Source organism: Streptomyces pseudovenezuelae (assembly GCF_029892565.1).
Classification (GTDB): Bacteria; Actinomycetota; Actinomycetes; order Streptomycetales; family Streptomycetaceae; genus Streptomyces; species Streptomyces pseudovenezuelae_A.
Genome location: NZ_JARXVH010000007.1, coordinates 363029 through 376932, shown reverse-complemented (window position 1 = coordinate 376932; position 13904 = coordinate 363029). Strand labels below are relative to the sequence as shown.

The window sequence follows — 13904 nt, the reverse complement described above, 5'->3', positions numbered from 1 at the left end:
ATGGCCGAGCCCCTCCCGCCCACCCGGCCCCGTTTTCCCGGCTCCGGCCTGGCCAAAGGTCTGGCCGTCACCCTCCGCACGATGACGAAGAGGACCGTCACCGAGCAGTACCCGGACGTTCAGCCCGACCTCCCGCCCCGCACTCGCGGTGTGATCGGCCTGTTCGAGGAGAACTGCACGGTCTGCATGCTGTGCGCCCGTGAGTGCCCCGACTGGTGCATCTACATCGACTCCCACAAGGAGACGGTCCCGGCGGCGGCCCCCGGCGGCCGCGAGCGCAGCCGCAACGTCCTCGACCGCTTCGCCATCGACTTCTCCCTGTGCATGTACTGCGGTATCTGCATTGAGGTCTGTCCTTTCGACGCGCTGTTCTGGTCCCCTGAGTTCGAGTACGCCGAGACCGACATCCGCGAACTCACCCACGAGCGGGACAAGCTCCGAGAGTGGATGTGGACCGTCCCGGCCCCTCCCGCCCTCGACCCCGGCGCGGAGGAACCGAAGGAAATCGCCGCCGCCCACAAGACCGCCGAGAAACTGGCGGCTGCGCAAGCCGCACAGGCCGCACAGGTCACGCCGGCCGCACAGGCTGCGCAGGAGGAGTCGAGCGAGCCGACCGCTCAGGCCGGCCCTACGGCGCAGGTCACGCCGCCCGAGCCTCCCGTCCAGGGTGAGCCGCCTACTCCGGCAGAGCCGTCTACCGTGCCTACTCCGGCGGACGGGCCTACCCCGGCGGAGCCGCCCGCCCCACCCACTCCGGCAGACCCGCCCACTCCACCCACCCCGGCGGAGCCGCCCACGCCTCCTCTGCCGCCCACTCCGGCAGACCCGCCCGCCTCGGCAGAGCGACCCACTCCACCCACCCCGGCAGACCCGCCCACCCCGGCAGACCCGCCCGAGCCGCCCGCGAAGCCCGAGCCGCCCGAGTCGCCCAAGCCACCCGAAGCCGAGGGAGGCGCATCGTGACCCTCGCCGCAGCCGCCGCTACCGCGGCACATGCCCTTGCCGTGCCCGCCTCCGCCGCGCACCCCACGCTGACCACGGCCGCCGCCGAGACCCACGGCTTCCTCTCCCCGACCGGCGTCGAGGTCGCCTTCCTCCTCGTCGGCCTGGTCACCTTCGGCGCCGCCCTCGTCACCGTCACCACCCGGCAGCTGGTGCACGCCGCCCTGTGGCTGGTGGTGACCCTCGGTGGTCTCGCCGTCGAATACCTCCTGCTCACCGCCGAGTTCATCGCCTGGGTGCAGGTCCTCATCTATGTCGGTTCCGTCGTCGTCCTCCTTCTGTTCGGTCTGATGCTCACCAAGGCCCCCATCGGCCGCTCCCCGGACGCCGATTCCGGCAACCGCTGGGCCGCCCTCACCGTGGCCGTCGCCGCCGCGGCCGCCCTGGTCTGGGTCGTCGTCGACGCTTTCCGCGCGACCTGGATCGATCTGGACGGCCCGGCCGCCGGCACCACCGCCGTCACCGGAGCGAGCCTGTTCCAGAACTGGGTGCTCCCCTTCGAGGCCCTCTCCGTCCTTCTCCTCGCGGCCCTGGTCGGCGCGATCGTCCTGTCCCGCAAAGCGAAGGCGGAGTCGAGTTCTCCCCCTGTGAACTCCCGGACGATCACGGAGAGTTCCCCTTCTGTCCCGGATTCCCGTAATCACACGATCGGTGGAAATGGCCCGGTTGAGGGAACCGGTCCGGCCAAGCAGGAAGGCGCCCGCTGATGCACCTCGCCTATCCCGCCGTTCTCGCCGCTCTCCTCTTCTGCACGGGCGTGTACGGCGTCCTCGCCCGCCGCAACGCGATCCTCGTCCTGATGTCGGTCGAGCTGATGCTCAACGCCGTCAACCTGAACCTCGTCGCCTTCGACGTCTGGCTCAGCAGGACCGCCCGGGACACCCTGCACTCCGGACAGGCCCTGACCCTGTTCACCATCGCCATCGCCGCCGCCGAGATCGGCATCGGCCTGGCGATCGTCCTCGCCGTCTACCGCAACCGCGGCACCTCGGACATCGACCGGCTCCGCGACACCGCCGAGGGCCACGAGCCCGACGGGCCGGAGTCCGAGGGTGCCGAGACCGACGGCCGGGACTCCCACGACCCCGACAGCGACGCCCGCACGGCCGGGCCGGCCGACCGGGCCGGGAAGGCTGAGGCCACCGCGTGACCACGACCACCCTCGCCGTCCTCGTCCCCCTCCTGCCGTTCCTGGGCGCGGCAGCGGGCCTGCTCCTGGGCCGCACGGCCCCCGGCTTCGTCCGCCCGCTCGCGGTCATGCCGCCCCTCGCCTCCCTCGTGCTCGCCGTGCTGGTCGCCGTGCGCCAGGGCGGCGACCGGGCCGTCGACGCCGCCACGGAGCTCACGCCCACCGGCTCGGTCCCGATCGAACTCGCCCTGCACATCGACGGCTTCGCCGCCCTCGTCGCCGTGCTGGTCGCCTTCGTCGCGTCCTGCGTGCAGATCTACTCGACCGGCTACCTACGCGACGACCCGCGCTACCCCTCCTACGCCGCCCTCGTCTCCCTCTTCACCTCCGCGATGCTGCTCGTCGTCTACTCCGGCGACCTGATCGTGCTGCTGGTCGGCTGGGAGATCATGGGCATCTGCTCGTACTTCCTGGTCGGCCACTACTGGGAGACCCCGGAGGCCCGCGCCGCCTCCATCAAGGCCTTCCTGGTGACCAAGCTCGGTGACGTCCCCTTCCTCATCGGCCTGTTCGCCCTCGCCACCGACGCCGGCTCCTTCCGGATCACCAAGGTCCTCGACACCGTCGCGAGCGGCGGACTCGACCACCCGACCCTGATCGCCCTGCTGCTCCTGGCCGGCGTCGCGGGCAAGTCGGCACAGTTCCCGCTGCACACCTGGCTCCCCGACGCCATGGCCGGCCCGACCCCCGTCTCCGCGCTGATCCACGCCGCCACGATGGTCGCCGCCGGTGTCTACTTCGTCGCCCGTCTCCTCCCGGTGTTCGAGGCCTCCCAGGCCGCGATGGTCGTCCTCGCCGTGATGGCCTCCGTCACGATGGTCGGCTCGGGTCTCGCCGCGCTCGCCCAGGACGACATCAAGCGCGTCCTCGCCTACTCGACGATCGGCCAACTCGGCTACATGACCGGCGCCCTGGCCGTCGGCGACCGCGGTGCCGCCGTCTTCCATCTCCTGTCCCACGGCGCCTTCAAGGCGCTGCTGTTCCTCGCGGCCGGCGTGATCATGCACGCCTCCGGCACCAACTCGCTGGCCGCCATGTCCCGCATGGGCAACCTGCGCGACCGTGTCCCCGACGCCTTCTGGACGATGACCGTGGCGCTCCTCGCGCTCGCCGCGATCCCGCCCTTCAGCGGCTTCTTCTCCAAGGAGTCCGTGCTCGGCGCCGCCGAGCACGTCGCCACCGGCCACACCGAGCACGCCCCCGGCGCGGCGGGCTGGACCGTGCTCGTCGCCGGCCTGCTCACGGCCCTGCTCACCGCGGCGTACGCCACCCGCCTGTGGCTGCTCGCCTTCCGCGGACACGGCGCCGAAGCCCCCGACCACGGCCGTCAGCCGCGCACCATGACCGTGGTGCTGTGGGTGCTCGCCGTCCCGTCCCTCGCCCTCGGCGGACTCGCCTACCGCTCACTGCCCGGATGGTTCGACGGCCGTGACCTCACCCCGACCCTCACCACCTCCGTGCTCGGCACGGGCGTGGCCCTGGTCGGCGGCATCGTCACCTACGGCGCGTGGCGGCACACCAGCACACTCGCGGCCGGCGTCCCGCTGGGCGCGGTCGCCGCCCACCCCGAAGGTGACGCCGGACTCGTCGAGGCCGAGGCGATCGCCAGCCACGCGCCCGCGTACGGAGACGTGGCCTCGGCGCCCGACCCGGCGGACCCCGGGCGGATACTGCTCGGCCCGCTGCACCGCCACGCGGCCGTCGGCTTCCACCTCGACGCCGTGTACGCGACCCTCTTCGTCCGCCCGGTCCAGGCCGCGGCGAGTCTCGTCCGGTTCCTCGACCGCGAGGTCGTCGAGACCTACGTACGCGGTGCGGGCGCCCTTCCCCGCCTGCTCGGGACCGCCGTACGGCGTGCCCAGACCGGCAATGTGCAGACCTATGTGAGCGCGCTGCTCGCCGGCACCGTCGTCCTGGCGGTCGCCGCCCTCCTCGTCGCCACGGGAGCGTGAGCACGCGTGATCGATATCAGCGAGTCCGTGATGCAGTTCCTTCTGGCGTTCGTCGTCGTCGCGCCGCTCCTCGGCGCCGTCGCCGCCCTCCTGCCCGCCCCGCCCGGGCTGAAGGGGAAGTCGCCCGAACAGGCCGTGCTGCGGCACGGCGTGACCGTGACCGGCGCGGTTCTCATCGCCGCGATCGTCCTCGCGCTCGGCTTCGACCACGACCATCCGTCGAAGATGCAGGCCACGACCGACATCAGCTGGATCCCCGCACTCGACGTGCGCATCCACCTCGGCATCGACGGCATCTCCCTCCCCCTTCTGGTCCTGACCGCGCTGCTGACCTTCCTCTGCGCGCTCTACTCCTACTTCAAGATGCCCGCGGGCCCGACCCCGAAGGCCTTCGTCGCACTGCTGCTCGTCCTGGAGTCCGGCACCCTCGCGAGCTTCGCCGTCCTCGATCTGCTGCTGTTCTTCCTCGCGTTCGAGATGGTCCTCGTCCCGATGTACTTCCTCATCGCCCGCTGGGGCGGCGAGGGCAGGACCAGGGCCGCCTGGCGGTTCATCCTCTACACACTGCTCGGTTCGGTCGTCATGCTGCTCGGCCTGCTCCTGATCGGGATCAAGGCCGGCACATTCGACATGGTGGCACTCGCCACTGACAACGGCCGGTCGCTGAGCACATCCGTGCAGGTCATCGCCGTTTTGGCGATCGGGATCGGGCTCGCGGTCAAGACGCCGATGTGGCCGCTGCACAGCTGGCTGCCCGACGCCCACACCGCTGCGCCGACCGTCGGCTCGGTCCTGCTGGCCGGCGTCATGCTCAAGATGGGTACGTACGGGTTCGTCCGGATTCTGCTGCCGATCGCCCCCGACGGCTTCCGCACCTTCGCGCCCTACCTCGCCGCCTTCGCCGTCGTCGGGATCATCTACGGATCCCTGGCCTGCCTGGCCCTCGCCAGACAGGGCGCGAAGGGCGACCTCAAGCGCCTGATCGCCTACTCCTCCGTCGGCCACATGGGCTTCGTCCTGCTCGGCATCTCGACCATGACCCCGACCGGCGTGAACGGCGCCCTGTTCGCCAACATCGCCCACGGCCTCATCACCGGCCTCCTGTTCTTCCTGGTCGGCGCTCTCAAGGACCGCACCGGCAGCACCGACCTCGACACCCTCGCCGCGGAGACCGGAGCAGCGCTGTACGGCAAGGCCCCACGCCTCGGCGGCCTGCTCGCCTTCGGCGCGGTCGCCTCGCTCGGCCTGCCCGGACTGGCCGGATTCTGGGGCGAGATGCTGGCACTGTTCGGCGCGTTCAAGCCCGCCGCCGGCCTCAGCCGCCCGGTGTTCCTCACCTTCATGGCGATCGCGGCCTTCGGTACCCTTCTGACCGCCGCATACATGCTCGTCGTGGTCCGCCGCGTCTGCATGGGCGCCGTACCGCAGGAGGCGCCGCAACTCGCCGACGTGCAGTCCTACGAGTTCGCCGCCTGGACCCCGCTCGTCGCCCTCACCGTCGTCGCCGGGCTGTGGCCCAAGGCCCTCCTCGGCCTCACCGACCCGGCCGTGCAGCAGCTCCTCGCAGGAGGCACCCGATGAGCAGCCCGGTCCAGCCGCTGGCCGCGACCCTCGTCCAGTCCGTCGACTGGCTCGCCATCGCGCCGCCCACCCTCGCGGCGATCGGCGCCCTTGTCGTCCTTGTCGCCGACCTGTTCATCGGCGACACCAAGAAGGCGCTCCTCGGCTGGTTCTCGGTGGCAGGCCTCGCCGCCTCCGCCCTCCTCCTGCTGCCCCTCCTGGACGGCGACCGTTCCACCTTCTGCCTGACCGGCAACGCAGACGTCTGCAGCTACACCGCGGACCGCTTCACCCTGGTCATCCAGTTCCTGGTCCTCGGCGGCGCCCTCCTCGCCGCCCTCCTGTCGGTCACCGCCCTCAAGGACGCCGACAAGCAACTCCCCGAAGGGGAGTACTGGTTCCTGCTGCTCTCCTCCGCCGCCGGCGCCGCCCTCCTGCCCGCCTCCCGCGACCTCGCGACCCTGATCGTCGCCCTGGAGGTCGCCTCCCTGCCCGCCTTCGCACTCGTGGGCCTCCGACAGGGCGACCGGAAGTCCTCCGAAGCCGCCCTCAAGTTCTTCCTGTCGTCGGTCACCGCGACCGCCGTCAGCCTCATGGGCATCAGCTTCGTGTACGCCTCCACGGGAACCCTCTACCTCACCCAGGTCGCCGACCGCATCCAGCACGTCGACGGACAGCTCCACACCCTCGCCCAGACCGGCGTCGTCCTCACCCTCGTCGGCTTCGCCTTCAAGGTCGCCGCCGTCCCCTTCCACTTCTGGGTGCCCGACACCTACGTGGGAGCGCCCCTGCCGATCGCCGCCTACCTCTCGGTCGTCGGCAAGGCGGTCGGCTTCTCCGGCCTGATCCTCGTCACCGTCGTCGCCTTCCCCTCGTACGCCGACGTCTGGGGCCCCGCGCTTGCGGCGCTGGCCGCCCTCACCATGACCGTCGGCAACGTCGGCGCCCTGCGCCAACAGGCCACGCGCGCGTACAGCGCGGTACGCCTGCTCGCCTGGTCGTCGGTCGGCCAGGCGGGCTACCTCCTCGTGCCGATCGCGGCGGCCGCCTACTCCGACGACCCCGAGCACTCGATCGGCTCCACGGTCGCCTACGCCCTCATGTACGCCGCCGTGAACCTCGGCGCCTTCGCGGTCGCCGCAGTGGTGGGCCGTACGCGAACCCTCAACCGCATCACGGACTACCGCGGCCTGTACGCCAAGAACCCCCTCGCCGCCCTGCTCCTGGCCTTCTTCCTGCTCTGCCTGGCCGGGCTGCCGCCGGGCATCATCGGCCTCTTCGCCAAGGTCACCGTGTTCGCGGCGGCCGTGGACGCGGGCCTCGGCTGGCTGGCCGTGGTCATGGCCGTCAACGTGGTGATCGCGCTCTTCTACTACCTCCAGTGGACGGCACTGCTCTTCCGCGCCCCCGAGGGCGAGCCCGTCAAGCACCGACTGCCCGCGCCCCTCACGGCGGCCATCACCCTCACCGGCGTCCTCGCCGTCGCCCTCTCCGGCGCCCCACAACTGGTGCTGCGCTTCGCCGACACGGCACTCTTCTAGGCAGGAGCCGGCAAGAGAGGCCGCCGTCACCCGGACGGCCCATGCCCGGCGCCGTGCGCACAAGGGAACTAGAGGCCCTCGCCTGGCGTTGACCAGTACGGGAGGGTCCACTGGACGTGGCACCACGGCACCGGTGGCATCGGAGACAAGACGCAGGATCAGCAAGCAAAGGGTTCCCCTGCTGCACGATTTGGAGGGCGTACCGTGCACCGCCGGCACAACGGGCTAAGGACCGCAGTACTCCTCGGGGGACTGTCCGCCCTCATCATCGTCATCGGCAGCTTCTTCGGTCGCATGGGGCTCGTCATTGCGGTCGTGGTGGCACTGGGCACGAACGCGTACGCGTACTGGAACAGCGACAAGCTGGCGCTACGCGCGATGCGTGCCCGCCCGGTGAGCGAGTTCGAGGCACCCGCCCTGTACCGCATGGTCCGCGAGCTCTCCACGCAGGCCCGCCAGCCCATGCCGCGCCTCTACATCTCGCCGACGGAAGCACCGAACGCCTTCGCGACCGGCCGCAACCCGCGCAACGCCGCGGTGTGTTGCACGGACGGCATCCTGCGCCTGCTCGACGAGCGCGAGTTGCGTGGTGTCATCGGCCACGAGCTGAGTCACGTCTACAACCGCGACATCCTCATCTCGTCGGTCGCGGGCGCACTCGCCTCCGTGATCATGTTCCTGGTCAACTTCGCCTGGCTGATCCCGATCGGCCGCTCGAACGACGACGACGGCCCCGGCATCCTCGGCATGTTGATGATCATGATCCTGGGTCCGCTCGCGGCCACCGTCATCCAACTCGCCATCAGCCGTTCCAGGGAGTACGAGGCCGACGCGTCCGGAGCCCAGCTCACCGGCGACCCCCTCGCGCTCGCCAGCGCCCTGCGCAAGCTCGAAACCGGCACCAAGCAGTTGCCGTTGCCGCCCGAGCCCCGGATCGAGACGGCGAGCCACATGATGATCGCGAACCCCTTCCGCCCGGGCCAGGGACTCTCCAAGATGTTCTCGACACATCCGCCGATGGCGGAGCGCATCGCCCGTCTCGAGAAGATGGCAGGTCGAACCCAGTGAAAACCATCCTGAACGTCATTTGGCTCGTCCTGAGCGGTTTCTGGCTCTTCCTCGGATACCTGCTCGCGGGCGTCATCCTCTGCATCACGATCATCGGCATCCCGTTCGGCATCGCGGCCTTCCGCATCGGCATCTACGCCTTGTGGCCCTTCGGGTACACGACGGTCGAGCGCCGCGACGCGGGCGCGCCCTCCTGCATCGGCAACGTGCTGTGGCTGGTCCTCGCGGGATGGTGGCTGGCCCTCGCGCACATCTTCACCGGCGTCCTGCTCTGCATCACGATCATCGGCATCCCGTTCGGCATCGCCAACTTCAAGCTCATCCCGGTCTCGCTGCTGCCGCTCGGCCGCGAGATCGTGCCGACGGACCAGCCGTTCGCGGCACGCTGACCAAGCAGAACGCACGGCCCGGGCAGGAGCGACGACCGGTCGCCCCCTCCGCCCGGGCCGCCGCGTTTTCCACAGCCCGGCAGTTGTCCACAGGCCGGCTCGATTGTCAGTGCCGCCTTGCATCATGAATCCATGACCGAGAACGAGCAGTTGCTGGCACGGGTGGCCGCCAAGGCGCGCAACACCCATCCGTGGGGCTGGACTTCCCTCCCCGAGCCCGTCGACGCCGCCACCCTGGCCCGCGCCGAGGCCACACTCGGTTTCTCCCTGCCGCCCCTGCTCGCCGACCTCTACCTGCGGATAGGGGACGGCGGATTCGGCCCGGAATACGGCCTGTTGCCCCTGCTCGACAGCCCGCCCGCCGGCGAGCCCGCCGCCGTCGTGCAGTACCTCGCCAACCGCAAGGAGGGCCGCAAAGACCCCGAGTGGCCCTGGCCCGAGGGAGTCCTGCCGATATCCCACTGGGGCTGCGCGATGTACGCCTGCGTGGACTGCCACACCCCACAGGCCACCGTCCTCCTGTACGAACCGAACGCCGCCGAGGCCGACCACGCCTGGTTCATCGACGCCCCCGAACTCACGGACTGGCTGCGCGCCTGGGTCGACGGGGCCGGCTGGTACGAAGAGATGAACGAGGAGCTGGAGATGGCTCCTTGGGCCGACTTCCGCATACGTACGACAGCCGAGCGAGCGTACTGACCGGCAGGCTCTCGGACCTCGGACGCGTGACCCCTAACCCTCTTGACCTCGGACCCCTGTCTCGGCCCCCGGGCCTTGGACACCGCCCCGTCCGCTACCGCGCGGCTGCCCACCGCCGCACGCCGTACGCGAGCACCCCCACGACCAACACACCCGCGCCCACGACCACTGACAGCCCCGGCAGCGCGAAGGCCAGAACCACGCACCCGAGAAGCCCCAGAGCCGGCAGTACACGGGCCGCCGGAGCCGAATTGAGCGTCCAGGCGGAGGCGTTGGCCACCGCGTAGTAGGCCAGCACACCGAAGGAGGAGAACCCGATCGCACCCCGCACGTCCACAGTGGCGGCCAGGACGGCGACCACCGCGCCCACGGCCAACTCGGCCCGGTGCGGGACTTGAAAGCGCGGGTGCACAGCCGCCAGCACGCCCGGCAGATGCCGGTCCCGGGCCATGGCCAGCGTCGTCCGTGAGACGCCCAGGATCAGGGCGAGGAGCGACCCCAGCGCGGCCACGACGGCACCCACCCGCACCACGGGCACCAGCCCCGGCACGCCGGCGGCCCGCACCGCGTCGGTCAGCGGAGCGCCCGCCCGACCGAGATCGTCAGCTCCCAGCACCGAAAGGACGGCCACCGCGACACACACGTAGACCGCAAGCGCGATGCCCAGGGCCAGCGGGATCGCGCGCGGGATGGTGTGCGCCGGATCCCGTACCTCCTCACCGAGGGTCGCGATGCGCGCGTACCCGGCGAACGCGAAGAACAGCAGCCCGCCCGCCTGCAACACCCCGCCCACACCACCCGAGAACCCGACGTCCAGCCGCTCCGCGTCGGACGCGCCGGATCCCAGACACACGACCACCACGGAAGCGAGGACAGCGAGGACCACCGCCACGATCACCCGCGTCAGCCAGGCGGACTTCTGGACGCCGCCGTAGTTCACCGCGGTCAGCGCCACCACGGCCGCGACCGCCACGGCATGCGCCTGCCCCGGCCAGACGTACGCCCCCACCGTGATCGCCATCGCCGCACAGGAGGCCGTCTTCCCGACCACGAACGACCAGCCCGCGAGATAGCCCCAGAACGCTCCGAGTCGCTCACGTCCGTACACGTACGTGCCGCCCGAGGCCGGATACCGGGCGGCCAGCCGAGCCGACGACATGGCGTTGCAGTACGCGACGACGGCGGCGACCGCGAGGCCGAGCAGCAGACCGGACCCGGCAGCGCGCGCCGCGGGCCCGAGGGCGGCGAAGATGCCGGCCCCGACCATCGAGCCAAGCCCGATGACCACGGCGTCCCCGACCCCCAGGGTGCGCCGCAGCTCGGGTTGATCAGAACCGGACTGATCGGAACCGGACGGAATGGGACCGGACGGTGTCATGGTCGAAACCTTACTGATCAGTTGCAACCGAGAAGCGTCGTCAAGACGTCCCATCCATCAACAGAGCACGAGCACCAAGCACGAGCAAACGCGCCCGAAATCACAGTGCCCGGACAGTGCGGGCACAGCGCGGAAGGGCAGGTTCACGGCATGACCATCATCAGCTGGATCATTCTGGGGCTGCTGGCCGGAGCCATCGCCAAGTTCCTGCTGCCGGGCCGCGACCCGGGCGGTTTCATCGGCACGACGCTGATAGGGATCGCGGGCGCGTTCATCGGCGGCTGGATATCGGCCCGTTGGCTGGACCACCCGATCTCCAAGGAGTTCTACGACGGCGCGACATGGGCCGCGGCGATCGGCGGCTCGCTGGTCCTCCTGATCGCCTTCCGCCTGCTGTTCGGCAACTCGCGCGACTGAGCACACCGCGCACCCCTGGACTGCGGCCAGCAGGCGAGAAGGGTGGGCGCCGACGGTGCCCACCCTTCCTCGTACAACCGCCGATCAGCCATCTACCGGTAGTTCACGAACTGCACGGCGAAGTCGAAGTCCTTGCCCTTCAGCAGGGCGATCACGGTCTGCAGGTCGTCGCGGCTCTTGGAGCTGACGCGCAGTTCGTCGCCCTGCACCTGGGCCTTGATGCCCTTGGGGCCCTCGTCGCGAACGATCTTCGCCACCTTCTTCGCGTTGTCCTGGGAGATGCCCTCCTCGATCGACGCGAAGATCTTGTACTCCTTGCCCGAGAGCTGGGGCTCGCCCGCGTCCAGGGACTTCAGCGAGATCCCACGTTTGATCAGCTTGGACTGGAAGACGTCGAGGATGGCCTTGACCCGGTCCTCGGAGTTCGCCTCCATCAGGATCTTGTCGCCGGACCACGAGATCGAGGCGCCCACACCCTTGAAGTCGTAGCGCTGCGAGATCTCCTTGGCGGTCTGGTTGAGGGCGTTGTCGACCTCCTGCCGCTCGACCTTCGAGACGATGTCGAAACTGGAGTCGGCCATGTCCTGTGGCTCCTTGTATCGGGGTGCGTGTCAGTGCGTATCGGCGGGCGTGGGGGCGGCCGCCGAGCCCGGCGTCGTCCCGGGCCGCATCCACACAAGCCTAGCCACCCCGTGTCCCCCGAGCGCAGATCAATCGGGTGGCGAAGCACCCCTCCGTATCGGGTATTGTTTACGTCGTTGCCAGCGAGCACCGCCGAAAAGCGGTTCGAACGGCAGCAAACCCCGGCGGTGTGCCCGAGCGGCCAAAGGGAGCAGACTGTAAATCTGCCGGCTCAGCCTTCCCAGGTTCGAATCCTGGCGCCGCCACACGTAAAACAAGGGGCCCGTGACCAGCCGTTTTGGCTGGTCACGGGCCCCTTGTCGTATGCGTTGGCGATCGACCTCTTGTCTCGCTCTGTCTCGCGTTCGAACGTCCCGTCTCGAACTCTGTGGCCCAGACGTGGACGGGATTCTGCCCCCTAGGAACGTCCCTCCAAGAGGGCAGAGATCTTGGCATTCGCGGCTTCGTCGCCGTCGCTGAGGAACTTCGCGTACACGCGGAACAGGACGGCCACGCTGTGGCCAGCTCGCTTCGCCACGAGCTGAGGTTCCACGCCAGAGCTGAGCCATGTGGAGACGGCCGCGTGACGAAGATCATAAGGACGCTTGGCCAGTGCCGACGCGTGCTGGGCGGGGGTCAGGGCGCGTGTTCGGGCCTCAGCCCAGACCTCCCCGTATCCGGTGTCCTGGATCAGTCCACCGCGCTGCGTACGGAACAACCGGCCGTCCGGTGCCGTGCCGTACGCCGTGACATGCCACCGGAGCAGGGCGACCAGTTCCGGCGGGATGGGGACTTCCCTGACCGCCTTCCGCGGGCGGTGCTTCAGTCCCCGCTTGTCGTGGGCCTCACCGCTGTCCGTCCACGCTGAGCCGGACCGCGGTCGCGTCTCTCTGAGCCGCAACTTCCCCCACCCGCGGCGCGGTAGATCACAGTCGTGGAGCCGCAAGCCAATGACTTCGGCCGGCCGTGCCGCGGCGTAGTACATGCAGCCGAAGAATGACATCAGATGGCGGCCCCGCGGGCTCTGGTCCCGTACGGCGGCCAAGAGCTTTGCAGCCTGCGCTGGCTCCGGCACGCACGCCGGGTCGACCTCCTCCTCGACCTGTTCGGGGGCTTTCCACTGGACGCGCGGTAGGGGGTTCTCCGTCAGGAGTTCAGCGTCCACGGCATACCCGAGGGCGTTGTGGAAAATGGCTCGCTTCCTGCGGATCACGCTCGCGGCGGCCGTCGTGCCATCCAGTTTCTTCGTCAGCGCGTCCAGCGCGGTGCGGACCTGCATACGGTCCGCCAGAGCAGATGTGGGCACGGACTTCAGCTCGAACCAGGTGAGCACCTTCACGACTTCATCTGGGGGCTCCTTCGTCCAGCGGTTCTTGTTGAACGCCCAGCTGTAGAGGGCAGTGCGTACGACTCGCGGATCCGCCATGCCCTTGGTGTCCTTCACCATGGCGGCCGTGACGGTCGCCATGGCTTCGGCGAGCGTGCGGCGCGTGGACGCGGGGGAGTGGTCCCACTTCATGGCGATGTAGTTGCGGGCATGCTCGTACCACGAGATGTCGCGTTCCTTGGCGAGCAAGGACTTCGGGAGGCCGCTCTCCACATCGAATGGTTCGCCCGCGCGAGTGGCCGTGATGAGCTGGGCCCGGCGGCTCTCCGCCAGGCCCGATGTCTTGAAGGACTCCGAGTGCGGGCGAGTGCCCGTTCCCCAGCGCACCTGGTAGGGCTTCCGCGTCGAATCGCGCTTGCGGATAGCCCAGATCTTGACGTCGTAAGTCCACTCAGTCACGCGGCATCCAGTTCTTCTTTGAAGGTGTCCAGGACACTTCGGCGCACACAAATGCGGCCGGACGGCGTGCGCCGCGCCTCCGGCGTGTAGCCGCGGTTGCGCCACCGGTACCAGGTGGCGCGGGTTATGCCGATCTCGTCCAGCACGTCGCTGAGCGGCACCAGTTCGTCTTTGGGCTCGCGACGGCGGCGGGAAGGGGTGGCCATGTCGGGGTCTCCTTGAGACAGCAGGAGGGGCAGACGAACGAGAGGGACCGTCGCCACCCCTTTCGGGATCGCGCGGCCCCTCTCGGGAATCCGCTA

Annotated in this window: 13 protein-coding genes, 1 tRNA gene and 1 pseudogene; 11 read left to right on the top strand and 4 right to left on the bottom strand. The window is 69.7% G+C overall.

Annotated elements, in window-relative coordinates:
• From M2283_RS24710 to M2283_RS24670, 9 genes and pseudogenes are all read left to right on the top strand, one after another.
• Positions 1 to 553, top strand: a pseudogene (locus tag M2283_RS24710) (NuoI/complex I 23 kDa subunit family protein); the annotation flags it as partial.
• Between the two features lie 451 nt (positions 554 to 1004).
• Positions 1005 to 1709: an NADH-quinone oxidoreductase subunit J family protein gene (locus M2283_RS24705; protein WP_280878732.1), complete on the top strand. Its 705-nt coding sequence runs from the start codon at positions 1005 to 1007 to the stop codon at positions 1707 to 1709.
• Entirely contained in the window at positions 1709 to 2152 is a 444-nt protein-coding gene (gene nuoK, locus M2283_RS24700) for an NADH-quinone oxidoreductase subunit NuoK (protein WP_280878524.1), read from the top strand. The genes M2283_RS24705 and nuoK overlap by 1 nt, the downstream gene beginning before the upstream one ends.
• Complete coding sequence (locus M2283_RS24695) at positions 2149 to 4143, top strand: NADH-quinone oxidoreductase subunit 5 family protein (RefSeq protein ID WP_280878523.1); 1995 nt, start codon at positions 2149 to 2151, stop codon at positions 4141 to 4143. The genes nuoK and M2283_RS24695 overlap by 4 nt, the downstream gene beginning before the upstream one ends.
• Before the next feature lie 6 nt (positions 4144 to 4149).
• Positions 4150 to 5724: an NADH-quinone oxidoreductase subunit M gene (locus tag M2283_RS24690; RefSeq protein WP_280878522.1), complete on the top strand. Its 1575-nt coding sequence runs from the start codon at positions 4150 to 4152 to the stop codon at positions 5722 to 5724.
• Positions 5721 to 7244, top strand: coding sequence for an NADH-quinone oxidoreductase subunit N (locus tag M2283_RS24685; RefSeq protein WP_280878521.1), 1524 nt, complete (start codon positions 5721 to 5723; stop codon positions 7242 to 7244). The genes M2283_RS24690 and M2283_RS24685 overlap by 4 nt, the downstream gene beginning before the upstream one ends.
• Positions 7245 to 7448: 204 nt before the next feature.
• Complete coding sequence (htpX, locus tag M2283_RS24680) at positions 7449 to 8312, top strand: zinc metalloprotease HtpX (protein ID WP_280878520.1); 864 nt, start codon at positions 7449 to 7451, stop codon at positions 8310 to 8312.
• Complete coding sequence (locus tag M2283_RS24675) at positions 8309 to 8701, top strand: YccF domain-containing protein (RefSeq protein ID WP_280878519.1); 393 nt, start codon at positions 8309 to 8311, stop codon at positions 8699 to 8701. Before htpX ends, M2283_RS24675 begins: the two co-directional genes overlap by 4 nt.
• A 132-nt stretch (positions 8702 to 8833) precedes the next feature.
• Complete coding sequence (locus tag M2283_RS24670; protein ID WP_280878518.1) at positions 8834 to 9400, top strand: SMI1/KNR4 family protein; 567 nt, start codon at positions 8834 to 8836, stop codon at positions 9398 to 9400.
• A 94-nt stretch (positions 9401 to 9494) separates the two neighbouring features.
• Here M2283_RS24670 and M2283_RS24665 read toward each other — a convergent pair whose 3' ends face one another.
• Positions 9495 to 10778, bottom strand: coding sequence for an APC family permease (locus M2283_RS24665; protein ID WP_280878517.1), 1284 nt, complete (start codon positions 10776 to 10778; stop codon positions 9495 to 9497).
• Between the two features lie 150 nt (positions 10779 to 10928).
• Between M2283_RS24665 and M2283_RS24660 the strand changes: the two genes are divergently transcribed.
• On the top strand, positions 10929 to 11195 hold the full coding sequence (locus M2283_RS24660; RefSeq protein ID WP_280878516.1) for a GlsB/YeaQ/YmgE family stress response membrane protein: 267 nt from the start codon (positions 10929 to 10931) through the stop codon (positions 11193 to 11195).
• Positions 11196 to 11287: 92 nt separating this feature from the next.
• Here the strand turns inward: M2283_RS24660 and M2283_RS24655 are convergent, their stop codons facing one another.
• Positions 11288 to 11776, bottom strand: a complete 489-nt coding sequence (locus tag M2283_RS24655) for a YajQ family cyclic di-GMP-binding protein (RefSeq protein WP_280878515.1) — start codon at positions 11774 to 11776, stop codon at positions 11288 to 11290.
• Positions 11777 to 12000: 224 nt separating this feature from the next.
• Between M2283_RS24655 and M2283_RS24650 the strand changes: the two genes are divergently transcribed.
• A tRNA-Tyr gene (locus M2283_RS24650) sits at positions 12001 to 12082 on the top strand.
• 152 nt (positions 12083 to 12234) lie between these two features.
• Here the strand turns inward: M2283_RS24650 and M2283_RS24645 are convergent.
• Together M2283_RS24645 and M2283_RS24640 are read right to left on the bottom strand one after the other, a co-directional pair.
• A complete protein-coding gene (locus tag M2283_RS24645) occupies positions 12235 to 13602 on the bottom strand; it encodes a tyrosine-type recombinase/integrase (protein ID WP_280878514.1) in 1368 nt (455 codons plus the stop codon).
• Positions 13599 to 13808, bottom strand: coding sequence for a helix-turn-helix transcriptional regulator (locus tag M2283_RS24640; RefSeq protein WP_280878513.1), 210 nt, complete (start codon positions 13806 to 13808; stop codon positions 13599 to 13601). Before M2283_RS24640 ends, M2283_RS24645 begins: the two co-directional genes overlap by 4 nt.
• Positions 13809 to 13904 lie beyond the last annotated feature (96 nt).

Coding starts and splice junctions, on each gene's coding strand:
- nuoK (WP_280878524.1), top strand. CDS start 1,709: ATGCACCTCGCCTATCCCGCCGTTCTCGCCGCTCTCCTCTTCTGCACG.
- M2283_RS24685 (WP_280878521.1), top strand. CDS start 5,721: ATGAGCAGCCCGGTCCAGCCGCTGGCCGCGACCCTCGTCCAGTCCGTC.
- M2283_RS24670 (WP_280878518.1), top strand. CDS start 8,834: ATGACCGAGAACGAGCAGTTGCTGGCACGGGTGGCCGCCAAGGCGCGC.
- M2283_RS24665 (WP_280878517.1), bottom strand. CDS start 10,778: ATGACACCGTCCGGTCCCATTCCGTCCGGTTCCGATCAGTCCGGTTCT.
- M2283_RS24660 (WP_280878516.1), top strand. CDS start 10,929: ATGACCATCATCAGCTGGATCATTCTGGGGCTGCTGGCCGGAGCCATC.
- M2283_RS24655 (WP_280878515.1), bottom strand. CDS start 11,776: ATGGCCGACTCCAGTTTCGACATCGTCTCGAAGGTCGAGCGGCAGGAG.
- M2283_RS24640 (WP_280878513.1), bottom strand. CDS start 13,808: ATGGCCACCCCTTCCCGCCGCCGTCGCGAGCCCAAAGACGAACTGGTG.